The 20,607-nt window shown below is 70.6% G+C and carries 15 protein-coding genes, 1 pseudogene and 1 riboswitch; of the genes and pseudogenes, 9 read left to right on the forward strand and 7 right to left on the reverse strand.

Features of this window, described 5'->3' with window-relative positions; all coding sequences use genetic code 11:
* Position 1 precedes the first annotated feature (1 nt).
* From nuoL to nuoN, 3 genes are read left to right on the forward strand one after another with little or no spacing between them, the layout of a single operon-like run.
* Positions 2 to 1,897 carry an NADH-quinone oxidoreductase subunit L gene (gene nuoL / locus ABZ642_RS27595; protein WP_360489133.1) on the forward strand — a complete coding sequence of 632 codons (1,896 nt, stop codon included), beginning with the start codon at positions 2 to 4 and terminating at the stop codon, positions 1,895 to 1,897.
* Positions 1,898 to 1,902: 5 nt separating this feature from the next.
* On the forward strand, positions 1,903 to 3,474 hold the full coding sequence (locus ABZ642_RS27600) for an NADH-quinone oxidoreductase subunit M (protein WP_360489134.1): 1,572 nt from the start codon (positions 1,903 to 1,905) through the stop codon (positions 3,472 to 3,474).
* Positions 3,471 to 5,120 (forward strand): NADH-quinone oxidoreductase subunit NuoN, encoded by a 1,650-nt coding sequence (gene nuoN, locus ABZ642_RS27605; protein ID WP_360489135.1) that lies wholly within the window; start codon positions 3,471 to 3,473, stop codon positions 5,118 to 5,120. The genes ABZ642_RS27600 and nuoN overlap by 4 nt, the downstream gene beginning before the upstream one ends.
* Positions 5,121 to 5,243: 123 nt before the next feature.
* On the opposite strand, the gene ABZ642_RS27610 is transcribed toward nuoN, so the two are convergent.
* Positions 5,244 to 5,765, reverse strand: coding sequence for a hypothetical protein (locus ABZ642_RS27610; RefSeq protein ID WP_360489136.1), 522 nt, complete (start codon positions 5,763 to 5,765; stop codon positions 5,244 to 5,246).
* 377 nt (positions 5,766 to 6,142) lie between these two features.
* On the opposite strand from ABZ642_RS27610, the gene recQ reads away from it, so the two are divergent.
* A complete protein-coding gene (gene recQ / locus ABZ642_RS27615) occupies positions 6,143 to 8,149 on the forward strand; it encodes a DNA helicase RecQ (protein ID WP_360489137.1) in 2,007 nt (668 codons plus the stop codon).
* A 30-nt stretch (positions 8,150 to 8,179) separates the two neighbouring features.
* Here the strand turns inward: recQ and ABZ642_RS27620 are convergent.
* From ABZ642_RS27620 to fahA, 4 genes and pseudogenes are all read right to left on the reverse strand, one after another.
* Positions 8,180 to 8,359, reverse strand: a pseudogene (locus tag ABZ642_RS27620) (hypothetical protein); the annotation flags it as partial.
* A 35-nt stretch (positions 8,360 to 8,394) separates the two neighbouring features.
* Positions 8,395 to 9,054: a tetratricopeptide repeat protein gene (locus ABZ642_RS27625; RefSeq protein WP_360489138.1), complete on the reverse strand. Its 660-nt coding sequence runs from the start codon at positions 9,052 to 9,054 to the stop codon at positions 8,395 to 8,397.
* Positions 9,055 to 9,219: 165 nt separating this feature from the next.
* Positions 9,220 to 10,158: a M56 family metallopeptidase gene (locus tag ABZ642_RS27630; protein ID WP_360489139.1), complete on the reverse strand. Its 939-nt coding sequence runs from the start codon at positions 10,156 to 10,158 to the stop codon at positions 9,220 to 9,222.
* 300 nt (positions 10,159 to 10,458) lie between these two features.
* Positions 10,459 to 11,676: a fumarylacetoacetase gene (fahA, locus tag ABZ642_RS27635; protein WP_360489202.1), complete on the reverse strand. Its 1,218-nt coding sequence runs from the start codon at positions 11,674 to 11,676 to the stop codon at positions 10,459 to 10,461.
* Between the two features lie 275 nt (positions 11,677 to 11,951).
* On the opposite strand from fahA, the gene ABZ642_RS27640 reads away from it, so the two are divergent.
* Both ABZ642_RS27640 and ABZ642_RS27645 read left to right on the forward strand, forming a co-directional pair.
* A complete protein-coding gene (locus ABZ642_RS27640) occupies positions 11,952 to 13,196 on the forward strand; it encodes an ATP-grasp domain-containing protein (protein ID WP_360489140.1) in 1,245 nt (414 codons plus the stop codon).
* A 26-nt stretch (positions 13,197 to 13,222) separates the two neighbouring features.
* A complete protein-coding gene (locus tag ABZ642_RS27645; protein ID WP_360489141.1) occupies positions 13,223 to 14,419 on the forward strand; it encodes an FAD-dependent oxidoreductase in 1,197 nt (398 codons plus the stop codon).
* Between the two features lie 157 nt (positions 14,420 to 14,576).
* Here ABZ642_RS27645 and ABZ642_RS27650 read toward each other — a convergent pair whose 3' ends face one another.
* Positions 14,577 to 15,167 carry a hypothetical protein gene (locus ABZ642_RS27650; protein ID WP_360489142.1) on the reverse strand — a complete coding sequence of 197 codons (591 nt, stop codon included), beginning with the start codon at positions 15,165 to 15,167 and terminating at the stop codon, positions 14,577 to 14,579.
* Positions 15,168 to 15,312: 145 nt separating this feature from the next.
* Between ABZ642_RS27650 and ABZ642_RS27655 the strand changes: the two genes are divergently transcribed.
* Positions 15,313 to 16,119 (forward strand): HAD family hydrolase, encoded by an 807-nt coding sequence (locus tag ABZ642_RS27655; protein ID WP_360489143.1) that lies wholly within the window; start codon positions 15,313 to 15,315, stop codon positions 16,117 to 16,119.
* 9 nt (positions 16,120 to 16,128) lie between these two features.
* On the opposite strand, the gene ABZ642_RS27660 is transcribed toward ABZ642_RS27655, so the two are convergent.
* Entirely contained in the window at positions 16,129 to 16,617 is a 489-nt protein-coding gene (locus ABZ642_RS27660; RefSeq protein WP_360489144.1) for a transglycosylase SLT domain-containing protein, read from the reverse strand.
* Between the two features lie 5 nt (positions 16,618 to 16,622).
* A riboswitch (cyclic di-AMP (ydaO/yuaA leader) is annotated at positions 16,623 to 16,813 on the reverse strand.
* A 1,587-nt stretch (positions 16,814 to 18,400) separates the two neighbouring features.
* Here ABZ642_RS27660 and ABZ642_RS27665 point away from each other — a divergent pair.
* Together ABZ642_RS27665 and ABZ642_RS27670 are read left to right on the forward strand one after the other, a co-directional pair.
* Positions 18,401 to 19,408, forward strand: coding sequence for a polyprenyl synthetase family protein (locus tag ABZ642_RS27665; RefSeq protein ID WP_360489145.1), 1,008 nt, complete (start codon positions 18,401 to 18,403; stop codon positions 19,406 to 19,408).
* 167 nt (positions 19,409 to 19,575) lie between these two features.
* A complete protein-coding gene (locus ABZ642_RS27670) occupies positions 19,576 to 20,532 on the forward strand; it encodes a CHRD domain-containing protein (protein WP_360489146.1) in 957 nt (318 codons plus the stop codon).
* Positions 20,533 to 20,607: the final 75 nt, after the last annotated feature.

Consider the following 20,607-nt stretch of genomic DNA (forward strand, 5'->3'; position numbering starts at 1 on the left):
CGTGGAGAACCTCATTGCGCTGCTGATCGCGGCGCCCCTGCTCGGAGCGGCCGTCCTCCTGGTCGGCGGCCGCCGCCTGGACGGCGTGGGCCACTGGATCGGCACACTCCTGTCGACGACCTCCTTCGTGTTCGGCGTGATCCTCTTCGCCGACCTGCTGGGCAAGAACGCCGAACACCGCACCCTGATGCAGCACCTGTTCACCTGGGTCCCGGTGGCCGGCTTCCAGGCGGACGTCACCTTCCGCCTCGACCAGCTGTCGATGACGTTCGTCCTGCTGATCACCGGCGTCGGCTCGCTCATCCACCTGTACTCGATCGGGTACATGGAGCACGACGAGCGCCGCCGCCGCTTCTTCGGCTACCTCAACCTGTTCCTCGCGGCGATGCTGCTGCTCGTCCTCGCCGACAACTACCTGCTGCTGTACGTCGGCTGGGAGGGCGTCGGCCTCGCCTCGTACCTGCTGATCGGCTTCTGGCAGCACAAGCCCAGCGCGGCCACCGCCGCGAAGAAGGCCTTCCTGGTCAACCGGGTCGGCGACATGGGTCTGTCGATCGCGATCATGCTGATGTTCACGACGTTCGGCACCTTCGCCTTCGGCCCGGTCCTCAGCCACGCCACCGACGCCTCCGAGGGCAGGCTCACCGCGATCGGCCTGATGCTGCTGCTCGCCGCCTGCGGCAAGTCCGCCCAGGTCCCGCTGCAGTCCTGGCTCGGGGACGCCATGGAGGGCCCGACCCCGGTCTCGGCCCTCATCCACGCGGCGACCATGGTGACCGCCGGCGTCTACCTCATCGTCCGCTCCGGAGCGATCTTCAACGCGGCCCCCGACGCACAACTCGTCGTCACCGTCGTCGGCGCCGTCACCCTCCTCTTCGGTGCGATCGTCGGTTGCGCGAAGGACGACATCAAGAAGGCCCTCGCCGGTTCGACCATGTCGCAGATCGGCTACATGGTGCTCGCCGCCGGCCTCGGCCCGATCGGCTACGTCTTCGCGATCATGCACCTGGTGACGCACGGCTTCTTCAAGGCCGGACTGTTCCTGGGCGCCGGTTCCGTCATGCACGGCATGAACGACGAGGTCGACATGCGCAAGTACGGCGGCCTGCGCAAGTACATGCCGGTCACCTTCATCACCTTCGGCCTCGGCTACCTCGCCATCATCGGCTTCCCGGGCCTGTCCGGCTTCTTCTCCAAGGACAAGATCATCGAGGCGGCGTTCGCCAAGGGCGGCACCGAGGGCTGGATCCTCGGCGCCTGCGCCCTGCTCGGCGCGGCCATCACCGCCTTCTACATGACGCGCGTGATGCTGATGACGTTCTTCGGCGAGAAGCGCTGGCAGCCCGACGAGCACGGCCACGAGCCGCACCCGCACGAGTCCCCGAAGGTCATGACGATCCCGATGATCGTGCTGGCGATCGGCTCGGTCTTCGGCGGCGCGTTCTTCAGCATCGGCGACCGCTTCCTGCACTGGCTGGAGCCGATCACCGGCCACAGCGAGGGAGACTCCCCGCTGAGCGCGACCACCGTCACCGGCGCCACCATGGTCTGCCTGGTCATCGGCGTCGGCATCGCCTACCTCCAGTACGGCCGTCGTCCCGTCCCGGCCGTCGCCCCGCGCGGTTCGCTGCTCACCCGCGCGGCTCGCCGCGACCTCCTCCAGGACGACTTCAACCACGTCGTCCTGGTCCGCGGCGGCGAACACCTCACCCGCTCCCTGGTCTACGTCGACCACACCCTGGTCGACGGGGTCGTCAACGGCACGGCGGCGGGCTTCGGCGGGCTGTCCGGCCGACTGCGCAAGCTCCAGAACGGCTACGCGCGCTCGTACGCGGTCTCGATGTTCGGCGGCGCTGCCCTCCTGGTCGCCGCGACCCTGCTGATGAGGGCGGTCTGATACCGATGTCCTTTCCTCTGCTGACAGCGACGGCGGCGCTCCCCGCCGTCGGGGCGATCGCGACGGCCGCCGTACCGGCCGCACAGCGCACCGCCGCCAAATGGCTCGCGCTGCTGGTCTCGCTCGGCACGCTCGTGCTGGCGATCGTCGTCCTGGTCCGCTTCGACCCGGGCGGCGCCCGCTACCAGCTCACCGAGTCCCACGCCTGGATCTCGGACTTCGGTGTCCGCTACGAACTGGGCGTCGACGGCATCGCGGTCGCCCTGCTCGCGCTGACCGCCCTGCTGATCCCGTTCGTCATCCTCGCGGGCTGGCACGACGCCGACCCGCTGGAGACCGGCAGCAAGCGGTGGCGGCCCACCCAGGGCTTCTTCGCCCTGATCCTGGCCGTCGAGGCGATGGTGATCATCTCCTTCGAGGCCACCGACGTCTTCCTCTTCTACATCTTCTTCGAAGCCATGCTGATCCCGATGTACTTCCTCATCGGCGGCTTCGGGGACCGCGCCCACGCGGGCTCCGACGAGAACGCGGCGGCCCAACGGACGTACGCGGCCGTGAAGTTCCTCCTCTACAACCTGGTCGGCGGCCTGATCATGCTGGCCGCGGTGATCGGCCTCTACGTGGTCGCCGGGAACTTCTCCCTCGCGGAGATCGCGCAGGCCCGCGCGAACGGCTCGCTGCACATGGCGACCAGCACCGAACGCTGGCTGTTCCTGGGCTTCTTCTTCGCCTTCGCGGTGAAGGCACCGCTGTGGCCGCTGCACACCTGGCTGCCCAACGCCATGCAGGAGTCCACCGCCCCGGTCGCCGTCCTCATCACGGCGGTCGTCGACAAGGTGGGCACGTTCGCGATGCTCCGCTTCTGCCTCCAGCTGTTCCCGGAGGCCTCGAAGTGGGCGACACCCGTCATCCTCGTCCTCGCCGTGATCAGCATCATCTACGGCGCCCTGCTCGCCGTCGGCCAGCGGGACATCAAGCGCCTGGTCGCCTACGCGTCCATCTCGCACTTCGGCTTCATCATCCTGGGCATCTTCGCGATGACCAGCCAGGGCCAGTCCGGCGCCACCCTCTACATGGTCAACCACGGCATCTCCACGGCTGCGCTGATGCTGGTCGCCGGCTTCCTGATCTCCCGGCGCGGCTCGCGGCTCATCGCCGACTACGGCGGTGTGCAGAAGGTCGCCCCGGTCCTCGCCGGCACCTTCCTGATCGGCGGCCTCGCCACCCTGTCGCTGCCGGGTCTCGCCCCCTTCGTGAGCGAATTCCTGGTCCTGGTCGGCACGTTCACGCGCTACCCGGCCATCGGCATCATCGCCACCCTCGGCATCGTCCTCGCCGCGCTCTACACCCTCGTCCTCTACCAGCGGACGATGACGGGCCCGGTGAAACCGGAGGTCTCCGCGATGCCCGACCTGCGCGCGCGTGAACTCGTGGTCGTCACCCCGCTGATCATTCTGCTGATCTTCCTGGGCGTCTACCCGAAGCCCGTCACGGACATCGTCAACCCGGCGGTCAAACAGACCATGTCGGACGTACACAAGACCGACCCCAAGCCCGCAGTGGAGGCGGCCAAGTGAGCGCAGCAGCCGTCCACAGCCTGTGGACAACCGCGGCCGATCCGATCTCGAAGATCGACGCGCCGAAGATCGAATACGGACAATTGTCCCCCACCCTCATCGTGCTTGGCGCGGCGATCGTCGGGGTGCTCGTCGAGGCGTTCGTCCCACGCAAGTCCCGCTACTACGCGCAGGTCTTCGTCTCCGCCGTGGCGCTGTGCGCGGCCTTCGCGGCGGTCGTCGCGCTGGCCGCGGACGGTTACGGCACCACCAAGGCGCACATCGCCGCCATGGGTGCGATCGCCGTCGACGGACCGTCCCTGTTCCTGCAGGGCACGATCCTGCTGGCCGGCCTGCTCGGCCTGTTCACCTTCGCCGAACGCCGCCTCGACCCGGCCGCCCACGGCAACCGCGTCGACTCCTTCGCCGCACAGGCCGCCTCCGTGCCCGGCAGCGACAGCGAGAAGGCCGCGGTGAAGGCGGGATTCACCACCACCGAGGTCTTCCCGCTGCTCCTCTTCGCGGTCGCCGGCATGCTGGTGTTCCCCTCGGCCAACGACCTGCTGACGCTCTTCGTGGCCCTGGAGGTCTTCTCCCTCCCGCTCTACCTGATGTGCGCCCTGGCCCGCCGCAAGCGGCTGATGTCCCAGGAAGCCGCGGTCAAGTACTTCCTGCTCGGCGCCTTCGCCTCCGCGTTCACCCTGTTCGGCATCGCCCTGCTCTACGGCTACGCCGGCTCGGTGTCCTACTCCACCATCTCCCAGGTCGTCGACGGCACCGTCACCAGCATCGACCCCGCCCTCGCCGACACCATGGGCAACGACGCGCTGCTCCTGATCGGCACCGCGATGGTCGTCATGGGCCTGCTCTTCAAGGTCGGCGCGGTCCCCTTCCACATGTGGACGCCCGACGTCTACCAGGGCGCGCCCACCCCGGTGACCGGCTTCATGGCAGCGGCGACCAAGGTGGCCGCGTTCGGCGCGCTGCTGCGCCTGCTGTACGTCGTCCTGCCCGGCCTGCGCTGGGACTGGCGGCCGGTCATGTGGGGCGTCGCGATCATCACCATGCTGGGCGGCGCGATCGTCGCGATCACCCAGACCGACATCAAGCGACTGCTCGCGTACTCGTCGATCGCGCACGCCGGATTCATCCTCGCGGGTGTCATCGCGACCTCGAAGGACGGCGTGTCGTCCGTCCTGTTCTACCTGGCCGGGTACTCCTTCGTGACCATCGGCGCCTTCGCCGTGGTCACCCTGGTGCGCGACGCAGGCGGCGAGGCCACGCACCTGTCCAAGTGGGCCGGCCTCGGCCGCCGCTCGCCGCTGGTCGCGGCCGTCTTCGCGGTGTTCCTGCTGGCCTTCGCGGGTATCCCGCTGACCTCCGGCTTCGCCGGGAAGTTCGCCGTGTTCAAGGCGGCGGCGGAGGGCGGGGCGGCCCCGCTGGTCGTCGTCGGTGTGATCTCGTCGGCGATCGCCGCGTTCTTCTACATCCGCGTGATCGTGCTGATGTTCTTCAGCGAGCCCAGGCCCGACGGCCCCACGGTCGCCGTCCCGTCACCGCTGACCATGGCGGTGATCGGCGTCGGCGTAGCGGTCACCCTGGTGCTCGGCGTGGCACCGCAGTACTTCCTGGACCTGGCGAGCCAGGCGGGAGTCTTCGTGCGCTGACCGCTCCGGTACGGCCGTGGGCCCCGGTTCCCTCCGAGGAACCGGGGCCCACGCGCGCGTGGGCGGTCCTGGGGCCGCGGGGCCTTGGCTGCCGGCACCTCACCGCGCCGGCCGCGGCCGCGGCTACGGGCACGTCACCGTCGGGTTCCACGGCGCGAACAGGCCGCTCGGATTGTCCTTCCAGATCCAGGCGTGCAGCGTGTACACGGAACCCACACCGTCCAGATTCGCCGGCCCCTGGAACGACTGCCCGAACAGCGTCGGCGCGCCGGCAGCGTTGTCGGCGCGCACGATCCACTCCACGCCCACCAGGGCACGGCCGCCGTTGCTGTCGGTCTCGTAGAGGAGACCCGCGGGCTCGGCCGGGTCGAGGCTGCCGACATGGGCGGGGTTCACGTAGTGGTAGCCCGCGCCTCCCTCGCCGGTCCCGGTGCCCTGGGCGCACCTGCCGATGGGCCGGTACCCGTCCGTGACCGCGAACGGCTCGTACTGGTAGTCCGCGGTCGCCGTGTACGTCGGGGTCAGATCCGTCCACACGAACGGGTCGGCCTCGGGCACGGGAGCCGCGTCGGCGGGAACCGCGGCCAGAGCGAACGGCACGGCCAGCGCCAGAACGGCGCCGGCGGTGCGGGACCTGAGAGACATCCTGATGCTCCTTGGGGTGGAAGAGGCACGCGAGTGCGGTGCCTCCGTACAGCGCGGGCCTCCCCGGTCCCGCCCGTGCAGCATGGCCCGCGCCGCTTTTGGGCCGCCACGCGAGGACGGCCAAAGGACTGAACGGCCAGAGGACCGAGGACACCGCCGGACGGGGGACCCCGCGCCGCGTGCCCCTCCCCGTGCTCCGCCCCGCGCCCGTGCCCCTCCCCGCGTCCCTCCCGGCTTCCGTCCCCGTGTCCCTCCTCCGGACGGCGGACCTGTGGATAACTCCGGCGCTGTCGGTCCGTGCCCCTATCGTGGAGGCAGTGGTCGAGGGACGACGTACGGGGGACACGACGATGGGTGGGACGGGCGGAACCGACGAGATGCCAGGGACGACCGAGCCGCCGGGGACGCGGCAGACGCCCGGACCGGCGGACAGCGAGGCACTGGCCACGCTGCACAGGGTTTTCGGGTACGACGCCTTCCGGGGCGAACAGGAAGCGATCATCGAGCATGTGGTGGCCGGCGGAGACGCCGTCGTCCTCATGCCCACCGGTGGCGGAAAGTCGCTGTGCTACCAGATCCCCGCCCTGGTCAGACCCGGTACGGGCATCGTGATCTCACCGCTCATCGCCCTCATGCAGGACCAGGTGGACGCCCTGCGCGCCCTCGGCGTGAACGCCGGGTTCGTCAACTCCACCCAGGACTTCGACGAGCGGCGCGTGGTCGAGGCCCAGTTCCTAGCCGGCGAGCTCGACCTGCTCTACCTGGCACCGGAGCGGCTGCGCCTGGACTCCACGCTGGACCTGCTGGCCCGCGGCAAGATCGCCGTCTTCGCGATCGACGAGGCGCACTGCGTCTCCCAGTGGGGCCACGACTTCCGCCCCGACTACCTCGCCCTCTCCCTCCTCGGCGAGCGCTGGCCGGACGTCCCGCGCATCGCGCTCACGGCGACCGCCACCCACGCGACCCACGAGGAGATCACCCAGCGGCTGCACATGCCGGCCGCCCGGCACTTCGTGGCCAGCTTCGACCGGCCCAACATCCAGTACCGGATCGTCCCCAAGGCCGACCCCAAGAAGCAGCTGCTCACCTTCCTCCGGCAGGAACACGAAGGCGACGCGGGCATCATCTACTGCCTCTCCCGCAAGTCGGTCGAATCCACGGCGGAATTCCTGTCCCGCAACGGCATCGAGGCCGTCCCCTACCACGCCGGCCTGGACGCGGGCACCCGCGCGGCCCACCAGTCCCGCTTCCTGCGCGAGGACGGCCTGGTCGTGGTCGCCACCATCGCCTTCGGCATGGGCATCGACAAACCCGACGTCCGGTTCGTCGCCCACCTCGACCTGCCCAAGTCCGTCGAGGGCTACTACCAGGAGACCGGCCGCGGGGGCCGTGACGGCCTGCCCTCCACCGCCTGGATGGCCTACGGCCTCAACGACGTCATACAGCAGCGCAAACTCATCCAGTCCGGCGAGGGCGACGAGGCGTTCCGCCGCCGCGCCCAGGCCCACCTCGACTCGATGCTCGCCCTGTGCGAGACCGCCCAGTGCCGCCGCGGGCAACTCCTCAACTACTTCGGCCAGGACCCCGCCGCGGCCGGCTGCGGCAACTGCGACACCTGCCTCACGCCGCCGGAGACCTGGGACGGCACCGTCGCTGCCCAGAAGGTCCTCTCCACGGTGGTACGGCTGCAGCGCGAACGCGGGCAGAAGTTCGGCGCCGTCCAGATCGTCGACATCCTGCTCGGCAAGCGCACGGCCAAGGTCATCCAGTTCGACCACGACCAGCTGTCCGTCTTCGGTATCGGCGCCGACCTCGACGAGGGCGAGTGGCGGGGCGTCGTCCGGCAGCTGCTCGCCCAGGGGCTGCTGGCCGTCGAGGGCGAGTACGGCACGCTGGTGCTCACCGAGGCCAGCGGGACGGTACTGCGGCGCGAACGGGAGGTTCCGCTCCGCAAGGAGCCGAAGAAACCGGTGGTCTCCCGGTCCTCGGGGACGTCCGGGTCCTCCGGGGCTTCCGGCAAGGGCAAGGCGAAGGCGGCCGTGGCAGAGCTGTCCGAGGATCTGCTCCCGGCGTTCGAGGCACTGCGAGCCTGGCGTGCCGACCAGGCCCGTGAACAGGGCGTACCGGCGTACGTGGTCTTCCACGACGCCACGCTGAGGGAGATCGTCGGCCGATGGCCCGAGTCGGTCGCCGAACTGGGCACCGTCGGCGGCGTCGGAGAGAAGAAGCTCGTGACCTACGGGGAGGGCGTGCTCGGGGTGCTGGCGTCCCTGAAAACACCGTCCTCCCCGGCCCCGGCCCCGGCCCCTGCGGCGGCGGGAGCCGGGGACGAGGACCACTGGCCCGAGATGGATGCCGAGCCGGAGCCGGAGGACTGGATGTAGCCGGATCCGGCCGCGGGGCGGGGGCCCTGCTCAGAGCCCCCGCGCCGCATACGCCCTGACGTCCGCGTCCGAGTCCGCCGTCCCCGTCGCCGTGGCCGTGGCCGACGCCGCGCGGGCGTCCTCGACACCGGCGTGCCGGGTCAGGGCGGGGACGGCCGCCTTGCGGACGTCGGCGCTCGGATCGGCGAGCGACTTGGCGAGGGCCGGAACACCCGGGCGACGAGGACCACCCCGCCGTCGGACGATTAAGCCTGGACCATCGTGCGGGCCTGCTCGATCCATCCCGTCACGGCTTTGGCGCCGCAGCTTTCGGCGACCGCCTGCGCCTCGTCGAGGTGGTGGAGCGCGGCCGATCTGTTCCCCGTCTCGGCCGCGAGGTAGGCAAGTGCCACCAGGCCGGCCGCTTCCCCGGGCCTGAATCCGATCGCCCGGCGCAGCGACACCGACTCGGTCAACCGTTCACGGGCCTGGTCGAGGTCGCCCGCGTCCTTGTCGGCGAAGCCGAGGTGGCGTATCGCGTAGGACATCGTCATTCGATCGTCGACGGATTTCGCCAGTGCGTACGACTGCTCGAAGTAAGGTGTGCCGGTCGCGCCGTCGCCCTTCACCACCTGGTGCCAGCAGCCGATCCAGAACAACGCGTCCGCCTCACCCGACGCGTTCCCCAGCCGCCGGTACAGCTCGGCCGCCCGCTCGAACAGCGCCAATTCCTGGGTGTTCTCCCCACGGTCGTTCAGGAAGCGCACATGCAGCACCTTGCCCCGCGCCATGGACAGTGGCGCCTCGACAGCGTCCAGCACGTCGTCGGACCGGTCCAGTGCGGATGTGTCGCCGCCGAACATCGCCGCTTCGAAAAGTTCTCCCGCATGCGCGACCCAGTCCTGCCCTTGTATGTCCCCCTGCATGTCCTGCCCCTCCCCGTCGGACAATGGCGGTGCTGAGGCTATCCGCGCTCGCCGGCAGCAGCCGAGGATTTCGCGGGTCGGGCGCTCGAGCCCACCCACGACCCGCGCGCGGGTCGTCCGTTGCGCCGCGCGCCCGTCGCCGGACTTCCAGCCGTGAGGAAAGCCCTACCCGAGCGCCGTCAGACCCGGTGCGAACGTGATCAGCAGCGGCAGCAGGGGTACCAGTGCGGCCACCGTCGTCGTCAGGGCCCGCTGACGGCGCAGCAGCCGTGGCGGTGGTTCCAGGAGCCGGTCGACCCGCTCGCCGAGCAGCCGGCGGCTGGACGCGCAGGAGAGGACCCCGCGGTGCTGGTTCAGTTCGATCAGGGCCAGTGCGGTCGTGAGGTGGCCACAGCGCCGGGACGCCGCGTCGTCGGCGGCGAGTTCGACGAGGCGGTGGGTCTGGTCGCAGAAGTGGGAGAACAGCGGCACGCGCGGGAAGCCCGTGGCCAGCGCACTGGACAGGTAGAGCAGCCAGTCGTGGTGGGCGCGCGCGTGGCCCCGCTCGTGGGTGAGTACGGCGTCGAGCTGGTGGTCGGTCAGGCGGTGCAGCGCCCCGGTCGTCACGACCAGCTGGGGCGGATGCCCTGGCATCCACCAGGCGTCCGGGTACTCGTCCTCCAGCACCAGCATCGGCCCGCGTGCCGCAGGCAGCCCCGCCGGCAGTTCCGGTGCCCGTTCGCGCAGGTGCGCGCGGGTCTGGCCGCGGCGCCGCCGGGCCTCGACCAGCTCGCGGGCGAGCATCGCCGTCGTCCACGCGGCCCCGCACGCGAGCAGCACCGTGAGGGCGACCGCCCACAGCGGCGCGACGGAGAGGTCGTACGCCGCGGTGACCGCCGGTGGCGCCGGCGCGAACACCCGGTCGCGCACGGTGTGGAAGACGGCCGCCGCGCCCAGGACGAGCGCGGCCAGGCAGCACATCAGCACGGTGGCGACCAGGCACTGCCACACCCACAGCGCGACCACCGGCTCCCGCTCGGGCCACAGGGCCTCTACCAGCGCGCGGGGCGCGGGCACCGTGGCCGTCAGAGCGACGACGCTCAGCAGGAGCAGGCAGACGGTCATGCCAAGGCTCCGTTTCCCGATCGGAGGGGTGTGCGGGTGGTGCGGGGGTGATGCGCCGTTGCGCGACAGAGTGCGTACGCCGGCGCATCACGTGACACGTGCGCCGTCGCCTCGCATGGTGCGCGTGCGGGCGCATCGCATGGTGCGTGTCCCGTCAGTATGCCGGGACGGGGCGCCCCGAGTCAGGTACCGGCGAGGATCCGGGTGCCCTCCTCACCAAACCCCGGCGGATTGCACACCCCCGTCTCCATGAGCGACCCTCCGGTACCTCCATGAACGCCCCTCCGGCCCGACCGTCCCTCACCCCGCCACGATCCGCCCGCTGACCTCCCCGAGTCCCACCCGGCTCCCGCCCGGACCCGGCGCCCACGCGGACAGCGTCACCACGTCGCCGTCCTCCAGGTACGTCCGCTTGCCGTCCGGGAGTTCGAGCGGGTCCTGCCCGTTCCAGGTGAGTTCCAGCAGCGACCCGCGCTCCCCGGGTTCCGTACCGCTCACCGTGCCGGAGCCGTACAGGTCGCCGGTACGCAGTGAGGCGCCGTTGACGGTCAGATGGGCGAGTTGCTGGGCGGCGGTCCAGTACATGGTGGAGAACGGCGGCTCGGACACCACGTGACCGTTGATCGCGATCGACATTCGCAGGTCGTAACCCGCGGGCTCCTCGGCGGAGTCGTCGAGGTACGGCAGCAGCGGGTGCGTCCGCCGGGGCGGGGCGACCCGTGCGTCCTCCAGGGCGTCCAGCGGGGTGATCCACGCCGAGACCGAGGTGGCGAAGGACTTGCCGAGGAACGGGCCGAGCGGGACGTACTCCCAGGCCTGGATGTCGCGCGCCGACCAGTCGTTCAGGAGGGTGAGCCCGAAGACGTGCTCCCGGTAGTCGCCCAGCGCCACCGGCCGTCCCTGCCGCGACGGTGCGCCGACGACGAAGCCGACCTCGGCTTCGATGTCCAGCCGGACCGACGGGCCGAACACCGGCGCCTCCGAGGGGTCCGGTGACGCCTTGCGCTGGCCCGACGGCCGTACGACGTCCGTTCCCGACACCACGACCGTGCCCGCGCGGCCGTGGTAACCGATCGGCAGGTGCTTCCAGTTGGGGGTGAGCGGTTCGGCGGCGTCGGGGCGGAAGATGCGGCCGGCGTTCCGGGCGTGGTTCTCCGAGGCGTAGAAGTCGACGTAGTCGGCGACCTCGAAGGGCAGGTGCAGGGCCACCGCGGACAGGGGGTGGAAGAGGGGTTCGAGCACCTCCCGGTGCGCGGGCACGGTCACCCAGGCGGTCAGGGCGCGCCGTACGTCCGACCAGGTGGTGCGGCCCGCGGCCAGCAACGGGTTGAGGGTCGGGCGGGCCAGCAGCGAGGCGTAGGGGGAGCCGAGCGCGAGAGCCGCGGCACCGGCGTCGAGGACGTGGTCGCCGAGGCGGACGCCAACCCTCCGTTCCGTGCTCTCGCGGGTCGAGAACACGCCATACGGAAGATTGTGCGGGCCGAAGGGGTCACCCTCGGGGACCTCGAAGGGGGGCAAGGGGGGCATGGGGTGGCTGCCTCGCTCTCATCCGTGCCGCGCCGGGCCGACTATGTGGTGACGTCGCTCTGGCGTCGCGCGGCATTCCATGTGGTCGCGCCACACGTTACGGGTGAGTTGGCTGTCGTGGCAGTGTCTAAAGAGTTCGCAATGTCCGAATAAGCCTTGTCGGAGGTGGCAATTCCGGCTTAGCGTCCTTTGGGGGACACGGACGGGGTGGGTCCGGTCCGTAGGGGGGACACGTGGGGGGACCCGTGGCCAGGAACGTCGTCAGCATGCCGTTCGATGCGGATCGCGACGTGCCGGGCCTGATCGTCAAGTTCGGCGACTATCCGCTGCATCACGGCGGGGTCGGTGCGATTCGCAGTCTGGGCCGCTGGGGCGTTCCCATGTACGCGATCACGGAGGACGCCTACACGCCGGCGGCCTCCTCCCGTTATCTCAAACGGGCTTTCGTGTGGCCGACGACAGGCGCCGAGGAACCGGATCATCTCGTCGAGGGACTGCTGCGCATCGGTCGCCGCATCGGCCGTCCCACCGTGCTGATCCCCACCGACGAGGAGGCCGCCGTCCTGATCGCCGAGCACCAGGACGCGCTCGGCGACCGTTTCCTCTTCCCACGCGTGGAGGCCGCGCTGCCGCGCCGGCTCGCCAGCAAGCAGGGGCTGCACGAACTGTGCGTGGAACACGGCATCCCCAGTCCGGCGGCCGCCTTCCCGGAGTCGTACGACGACATCGTCGACTTCGCCGAGAAGGCCCGCTTCCCGATCGTCGCCAAGAACCGCGAGGCGTTCGTCCGGCGCAGTCGACCCGCCGTCAACGGCACGACGAAGATCTCCACTCGCGAGGGACTGCTCACCCTCGCGCGTGACTGGGGCACCCATCCGGGTGTCATCCTCCAGGAGTACCTCCCCAGGGAGGACGCCGAGGACTGGATCGTGCACGCCTACTTCGACGCCGACTCGAACCCGTGTGCCCTGTTCACCGGCGTCAAGGTGCGCTCGTGGCCGCCGCACGCGGGCATGACGGCGAACGCGTACGTCGTCGACAACCCGGAACTCGCCGACCTCGCCGCGCGTTTCATCAAACAGATCGGGTTCAGCGGCATCATCGACCTCGACCTGCGCTTCGACCGCCGCGACGGGCAGTACAAGCTGCTCGACTTCAACCCGCGCATGGGCGCCCAGTTCCGGCTCTTCGAGAGCGAGTCGGGGGTGGACGTGGTCCGCGCCATGCACCTGGATCTGACCGGGCGCCGCGTTCCGGAGGGGGAACAGCGCGCCGGCCACCGGTACGTCGTGGAGAACATCGACCTGCCCGCCCTCCTCGCCTACCGCCGCAGCGGCTATACGACGCCGCACGCGCCCGAGCGGCCGAGCGGGACCGAGCTGGCCTGGCTCGCGGGTGACGACCCAATGCCGTTCGTCACGATGCTCGCCCGCTTCGTGCGTCCGGGCGCGAAGCACCTCTATCAGCTGTGGCGCACCAACCGCCGCGGCTCCAGCACCTCCACGAAGTAGGCGTCACGTTCCTGGGGAGGGACTTCGTGATCCAACCGGTAGCAGTCATAGGCGCCGGGCCCTTCGGCCTGTCCACCGCCGCCCATCTGCGGGCACGCGGCATCCCCGTGCGGGTCTTCGGCGACCCCATGGTCAGCTGGCGCGACCACATGCCCGAGGGCATGCTCCTGAAGTCGACACCCGCCGCCTCCAACTTCGACTGCCCGCAGCGCGGGCACACCCTCGCCGACTACTGCGACGCGGCGGGCCTGCCCAGGCTGGTGACCGACGAGGACATCATCCCGGTGGAGACCTTCGTCGGCTACGGCGAGTGGTTCCAGCAGAAGCTGGTGCCCGAGCTGGAGCGGGTGCGGGTGGTCTCCGTGGACCGCGACAAGGCGGCCGGGTTCGAACTGAAGCTGGACTCGGGGGAGTTGTTCACGGCCCGCGCGGTCGTCGTCGCCACCGGCCTGTCGGGGCTCGCCCACCTCCCCGCGGAGCTCGTGGGAGCGGCGGCGGACGGGCCCGCGGGACCCGTCTCGCACAGCTCCCAGCACCACGACCTGACCCGCTTCTCCGGCAAGGAACTGATCGTCGTCGGCGCCGGGCAGTCCGCGCTGGAGACGGCGGCTCTCGCGGCCGAGGCGGGCGCCCAGGTGCGGGTGGTCTCCCGCGGGCGTGGCAGGGTCGCCTTCGGCGCCCCGCCCTGGGACCAGCCCCGGCTGCGCCCGGAGTCCCCGTTCGGCCGGGCCTGGTCGCTATGGGCACTCAGCTACTACCCGCACCCCTACCGCTACCTCCCCGCGCGCACCCGCCACCACCTGGTCCGCCGGGTACTCGGCCCGCTCGGCGCCTGGTGGCTGCGCGACCGCTTCGAGGGCAAGGTCCAGGTCCACGAGGTCGCCGGCGTGACCGGCGCCGACACCTCCGAGGGCGCCCCCGTCCTCACCGTCCGCACCCACGACGGCCGCACCGACCGGCTCACCGCCGACCACGTCGTCGCCGCCACCGGCTATCGCGTGGACACCGCGGCGATGGACTTCCTCGGCCCCGAGCTGCGCACCCGCGTCGCGGTCAGCCGCGGCGCCCCGAAACTCGGCGCCGGATACGTCTCCTCCGTGCCCGGCCTGTACTTCACCGGCCTGCCCGCGGCGTCCTCGTACGGCCCGGTGATGCGGTTCGTGTGCGGTACGGAGTTCGCCTCACCGCGTCTGACCAAGCATCTGGCGGCCGCCCACGCCTGACACCCGCCCCGGGGCCGGTTCACCACGTGCCCCCGGACGGCCGTCACCCGCCCCCGCGGCCGGCCCGTCACCCGCCCCCGCGGCCGGCCCGCCACCCGCCCCCGAGGCCGGGCCGTCACCCGCCCCCAGGGGGCGTGCCGTCACCCTGCCCCCGGGGCTACGCCTGCTCGGCCGCCCGCTGCCAGGCCAGGAACTCCTCGATCAGCTCGGGAGGATTGGCCGCCTCCGTGGCCTCGACCTCCCAGCCCGGGCAGTACATGTCGAAGACCACCACCGGCAGCGGCCGGCCGAGGACCTTCTCGATGCGGCCGCCGGCGTGCAGATCCCGCGCCAGCCGTATGCACGCGTCGGCGAAGTGCGACCCCAACAGGTCGCGCTTCGCGTCCAGTTCGGGGTCGTCGCCGTCCCCGTCGAACCAGAGTCCGAGCCGCCGGACCTCCTCGGTGTACAACGCGCCGCCGACCGGGTCCTCGGGACAGTTGCCGAGCATCTCGAAGCCGTCGAGGAGCCAGCACGCGTAGTTCCAGCGCGCCTCGCCCGGGTCCGCCGGGTTCCGTTCGGCCTCGTACTGGCTCTCGGTGTTGTAGCCGATCGCCACGTACGGTCTGCGGTCGTCCTCCTCGACGCGCCAGATGCGGAACGACAGCGCGTAGATCTCCGGCCGCGGCTCCCGCGGGAACCGCTCCAGCACCCCGGTCGCCGCCTCCAGCAGATGCGCCCGGAAGTCCCCCGGTCCGTCCGTCACCACGCCCGCCCCCGTCCGATCGGTGCCGTCAACCCGCCGCCAACGTAACGCGCCCCACTGACAACGCCCCATCACCGGGACGGCGGGCGCCACTTGAGGCCGAAACGCACAGTGAGTCTCAGGGGCGTGCTGTCCGTATTCTCTGATCATGGTCGCACCCACCCCGTACGCACTGATCGCCACCGACCTGGACGGCACGCTGCTGCGCGCCGACGACACCCTCTCGGAACGGTCGCTCGCCGCGCTCGCGCGGGCCGGCCGGGCCGGCGCCCGGCATCTCGTGGTGACCGGCCGCCCGGCGCCGAGAGTGCGCCCCCTCCTGGACGACCTCGGCTGCACGGGACTCGCGGTCTGCGGCCAGGGCGCCCAGGTGTACGACGCCGGCGCGGAGCGGCTGCTGTGGTCGGTCACCCTGGACCGGGAGCTGGCGGAGACCGCCCTCGGCAAGATCGAGGCCGAGGTCGGGCAGGTGTACGCGGCGGTCGACCAGGACGGCGTGGACGGGCTCACGCTCATCGAGCCGGGCTATCTGATGCCCCACCCCACGCTGCCCGCGCTGCGCGTCGACCGGCGCGACGACCTGTGGTGCGCGCCCATCAGTAAGGTGCTGTTGCGCCACCACACCCTGTCCGACGACGAGTTGGCGGCGACCGCGCGCGCGGTGGTGGGGTCGCTGGCGACGGTCACCATGTCGGGGCCGGGGACCGTCGAGCTCCAGCCGTGCGGGGTGACCAAGGCGACCGGGCTGGCGCTGGCCGCCGGCCACCTGGGGCTGGGCCCCGAACAGGCCGTCGCCTTCGGGGACATGCCCAACGACATCCCCATGTTCGACTGGGCGTCCTACGGGGTGGCCATGGCCAACGCCCATCCCGAACTCAAGGCGGTGGCCGACGAGATCACCTTGTCGAACGAGGACGACGGCCTTGCAGTCGTCCTCGAAAGACTCTTCGGCTGACGGCGCCGGTCAGTACGCGCCGTGCACGTTGTCCATCGAGCCGTACCGCGCGGCGGCGTAGTTGCAGGCGGCGGTGATGTTCGCGACCGGGTCGTAGATGTCGAACGACGTGCCGTCCACGTGGTAGGTCTTGAACGTCGGGTCGATCACCTGGAGCAGACCCTTGGACGGGATGCCGGCGGCCGCGTTCGAGTCCCAGAGGTTGATGGCCTGCGGGTTGCCGGACGACTCACGCATCACGTTGCGGTAGATGCCGTTGTAGCTGCCGGGGATGTGCTTCTCGGCCATGATCGCGAGCGACTCGCGGATCCAGCCGTCGAGGTTGTTCGGGTACCCGGCGAGCGTCGTGGAGGCCGTCGAGGTGGTGGAAGTGGCGGCGGAGGCGGCGGTCGCCCCGATGAGCGGCAGGGCGAGAACGGCGGCGCCGGTACCGACGACGGCGAGCGTGCGGACGATGCGGTTACGGCGGGGACGGCGGTGCTGAACGGCAGCAGACATGTCGTGGTTCCTCTCCGTCGCCTGCGGGGTGAGCTGTCGGGTTCGGGCCCGGGGAGTGCCCGGCCGCACCGCCCTGAGGCGAGGCGACTTCACCCCTAGCCGTTCCGGTACGACGTCGGTCGGTGACGTCGGTCGCCCGGTCCGGCGACTTACCTGGTTCCCCCGCTCCTGCCGTGCGAATGGACTCGTAGATGGGTCACGACGGGCGGTGGCAGGATTCGGCGTTCCGCCCGGCGAGCCGGAACGTATGCGAGAGCACATGTCCGGAACAAGTACCTGATTCACACAACACACCGATTGACCTTGATCTGGGTCGTATGGGGTACTTGATCCTTTGCGACTGCCAAGCCTCAACTCGCCTGCGGGGAAAGGGTAGAAAGGGTCGCCTTACCCCCTATGTGGCACTCAGGGCCACGTGACCTACTTCACGAAACGGCAATTACGGCGAATCGGACAAGAGGGATTCTCGGAATCCGTTTTTCCGGGCATCAGTGGAAAAGGCCCATGCGGCCATTCGTGCGGATTGGCCCGATTGGGGCGAGTGAAGTGGCGCGCGTCACAGGCAATTCCGGAGAATGTCCGAATTGCCTTATTAGGCGGAATTCCGGCTCGGCGTGGGTGCACGGGGGGCGACCGGGTGAGGATCGGCGGCGGGTCCGTCCATCCGGTTCATCTGGTTCATCCGGTCGTGTGAGCCTCCGGTCTCCGGTCTCGACCTCCTGCCCGGTCTCGCCCTCCCGTGAACTCCGTACGGTCCGGGTGCGCGCGGGCGCGTGCGGACCGGAGTACGCGCGCGTGCCGCTGATCGGGTGTTCCGGGGAGGCCGACACTCGGCGGCTCTGTCCGCCCGGGTGCCTCGAAGGCAGCCGGTCGGCCCAATACCCCGGATCGCGCCAGGAGTTCGAACGCGACGGCCGTACGTGATTCCGGTCGCGTCGGGGGCGGGGCCGACGGCTCGCCGACCCGGCTGCGGCGGGGCGGCCGTCCACGCGCGCGTGTCCTCCGTGAGGGCGGAACCTCCGCCGTACCGCGCGTCGTTGTCATGGCGGCTGGGGTACGAGGGTTGCCGTCCGGAGGGAGACGCGGCTGTCCCGGGGGCATCCGTCGCGGGAGACGCCGGCTGTGCCCACGCCCCCGTCGCGCCGGGGCCACGCCGCCGCCCGACCGGCGGTCGCGGGTGCGCCCGGACCGGCGGTCGAGACATGTCCGTGGTTCATGAAGGACGGGTGGTGCCGGTGGGGAAGGTGTTCGAGGGACGTCCGTGGGCGGACTCGTCCTTCCGTGTGTGCCACGCGCGCGTGGCGCGATGTGAGGTGGCGAAGGGGATACGGAGGTACTCGTGCGTGATCTCGTGAGGGGCGGACGTACGGGTGCGGATCGGAACGGAGTGCTCCCGTTGGCTTTGGCGGACGGCGGAGGGGGTACCTCCGGGCAGGTGACGTCGGCCGGCGAAGGCGCGACCGTCCGCGGTCGGGGACCTGCCGGGCGGTCCGGCATCGGACCCGGTGGCGTCGCTGGTCCGGGACGAGGTTCGGGCTCCGGTTCGGGACACGGCATGCACCCCGGTTCGGGACAACCGTCGGTACTTCCTGTTAAGTCATTGGATGTCAGGTCGTATCGGCTGATCAAAAACATACCGGTCGTGATCCGATAGCGCCCGGGGTGTAACGGTGGGCGCCCTCGGTGATCGAAACCTGACCGGATACGCTGACTTGAGTGATGGCAGCGACCTATCGACAAACCGTGTAATCGCCAGTGGACACCAGCAGACAGGAGACCCCTCGTGACCGTCGGGCCGTTCGGGCTGAGCGTGCGGGACCAGGCTCTGGAAGCCGATGTCCAGGCCGGATTGACGGCTGTCGAGGAGGGCTTGCTAGAAGCCACCAAAAGTGAGGTCCCGTTCATCACGGAAGCCGCGCAGCACCTCGTGCGGGCCGGCGGGAAGCGGTTCCGGCCGCTGCTGGTGATGCTGGCCGCGCAGTTCGGTGACCCGTACGCGCCGGGCGTCGTGCCGTCGGCGGTGGTCGTCGAGCTGACCCACCTCGCCACGCTGTACCACGACGACGTCATGGACGAGGCGGCCGTGCGGCGCGGGGTCGACAGCGCCAACACCCGCTGGGGCAACTCGGTCGCCGTGCTCACCGGTGATTTCCTCTTCGCCCGTGCCTCGCAGATCCTCGCCGATCTCGGACCCGAGGCGGTGCGGGTCCAGGCCCTCGCGTTCGAACGGTTGGTGACGGGTCAGATCCTGGAGACGGCGGGGCCGTCGGACGGGCGTGACCCGGTCGACCACTACCTCGACGTGCTCGGCGGCAAGACCGGCTCGCTGGTGGCGGTCTCCTGCCGCTTCGGCGCGATGATGTCCGGCGCCGACGAGACGGTCGTGGACGTCCTCACCCAGTACGGCGAACGTCTCGGTGTCGCCTTCCAGCTCGCCGACGACGTGCTGGACATCGCCTCCGACTCCCACGAGTCCGGCAAGACCCCGGGGACCGACCTCCGCGAGGGCGTCCCCACGCTTCCGGTGCTGCGGCTGCGGGAGCGGGCGGCGCGGCTGGGCCTGGCCGAGGACATCGCGCTGTGCGAGCTGCTGGACTCCGACCTCACGGACGACGCGCGGCACGCGGAGGCCCTGACGGCCCTGCGGGCGCACCCGGCGCTGGAGCAGGCGCGCCGGGACACGGTCCGGTACGCGGAGGAGGCCCGGGCCGCCCTGGCCCCGCTGGTGGAATGTGACTCGAAGGTGGCGCTCCTGGAGCTGTGCGACGCGGTGGTGCACCGGGCGGGATAGCCCCTGGTCGCTCCGCCGACCCGGTTCCTCGAGGGGTGGACCCAAGGGCTCACCCCTGTGTCGTACATCACATTGTTGGACTGAGTCCAATCTAGGATCCGTTCCGTACCTCTTCCCAGAAGCCGACGCAGGGGGCGTCAGCTGACATACGGGGAGAAAACGGAATCATGACCATCAACGCCACGCGTCGCAAGACCCTCGCCGTCGCCGCCGCCGTCACCGTGACCGCTCTCGGCGGTGCCGCCGTCCCGGCGTCCGCCGCCACCGGTCAGACCTCTTCCAGTCACAGCGCTGCCAACCACAGCTCCACCGGATCCGTCGTTCTCGTCGCCGGCCTGCGCGGTGCCAACGAGGTGCCCGTCGCCGGTGGGCCCGCCGTCGGGGACAAGGACGGCGCGGCGCTGGAGTTCATCCAGGTCAAGGGGGACAAGGTGACCGTCGCCGTGACCTGGCGCGGCACTGGCAGGCCGACCGACCTGCACATCCACCAGGGCGCCAAGGGCGTCAACGGCGGGGTGAAGATCGACTTCGGGAAGCTGCTGAAGAAGGCCAGGGGCCACAGCGTCACCGGCAGCGTCAAGGTCACCGACAAGGCCCTGCTCAAGCAGCTCACCACCGACCCCGGCGGCTTCTACGCCAACCTGCACACCGCCCAGTTCCCGGGCGGGGCGGTCCGCGGCCAGCTGCACGCCGTCACCACCGTCACCGACCTCAGGGGCGGCGGCCTCCAGGCCTCCGTCGTCACCGGCAAGCAGATCTACGAGTGCAAGGCGGCCGACGGCGGCGGCTACGCCTTCGCCCAGCGTGACGTCAGCGCCAAGCTCGGTGGCGGCATCCGGCATTCCTTCGTCGCCCCCGGCTCCGGCACCCCGCAGTGGGTCGCACCCGACGGCAGCGCGGTCACCGGAGCGGTCCTGGCCAAGACGCCGAACGGCGACGGCAACATCCCCGAGCTGGACCTCAAGGCCACGCAGTCGGGCAAGAAGCACGGCCTGCTCGCGCGCACGGGGGAGGTCCTGCGCCTGAACACCGTCGGCGGCGTCGCCCCGGCCGGCTCCTGCACCCCGGGTGCCGTCGTCGGCGTCCCCTACCGGGCCGACTACGTGTTCGTGCAGCAGCACTGAGCGAACGGGGTACGTGACAGAAAGTGACAGGAGGCGTCTTCGCCGCACGACCCCTACGGGTCGGGGGAGGCGCCT

The organism is Streptomyces sp. NPDC007157, from assembly GCF_040634235.1.
GTDB lineage: Bacteria > Actinomycetota > Actinomycetes > Streptomycetales > Streptomycetaceae > Streptomyces.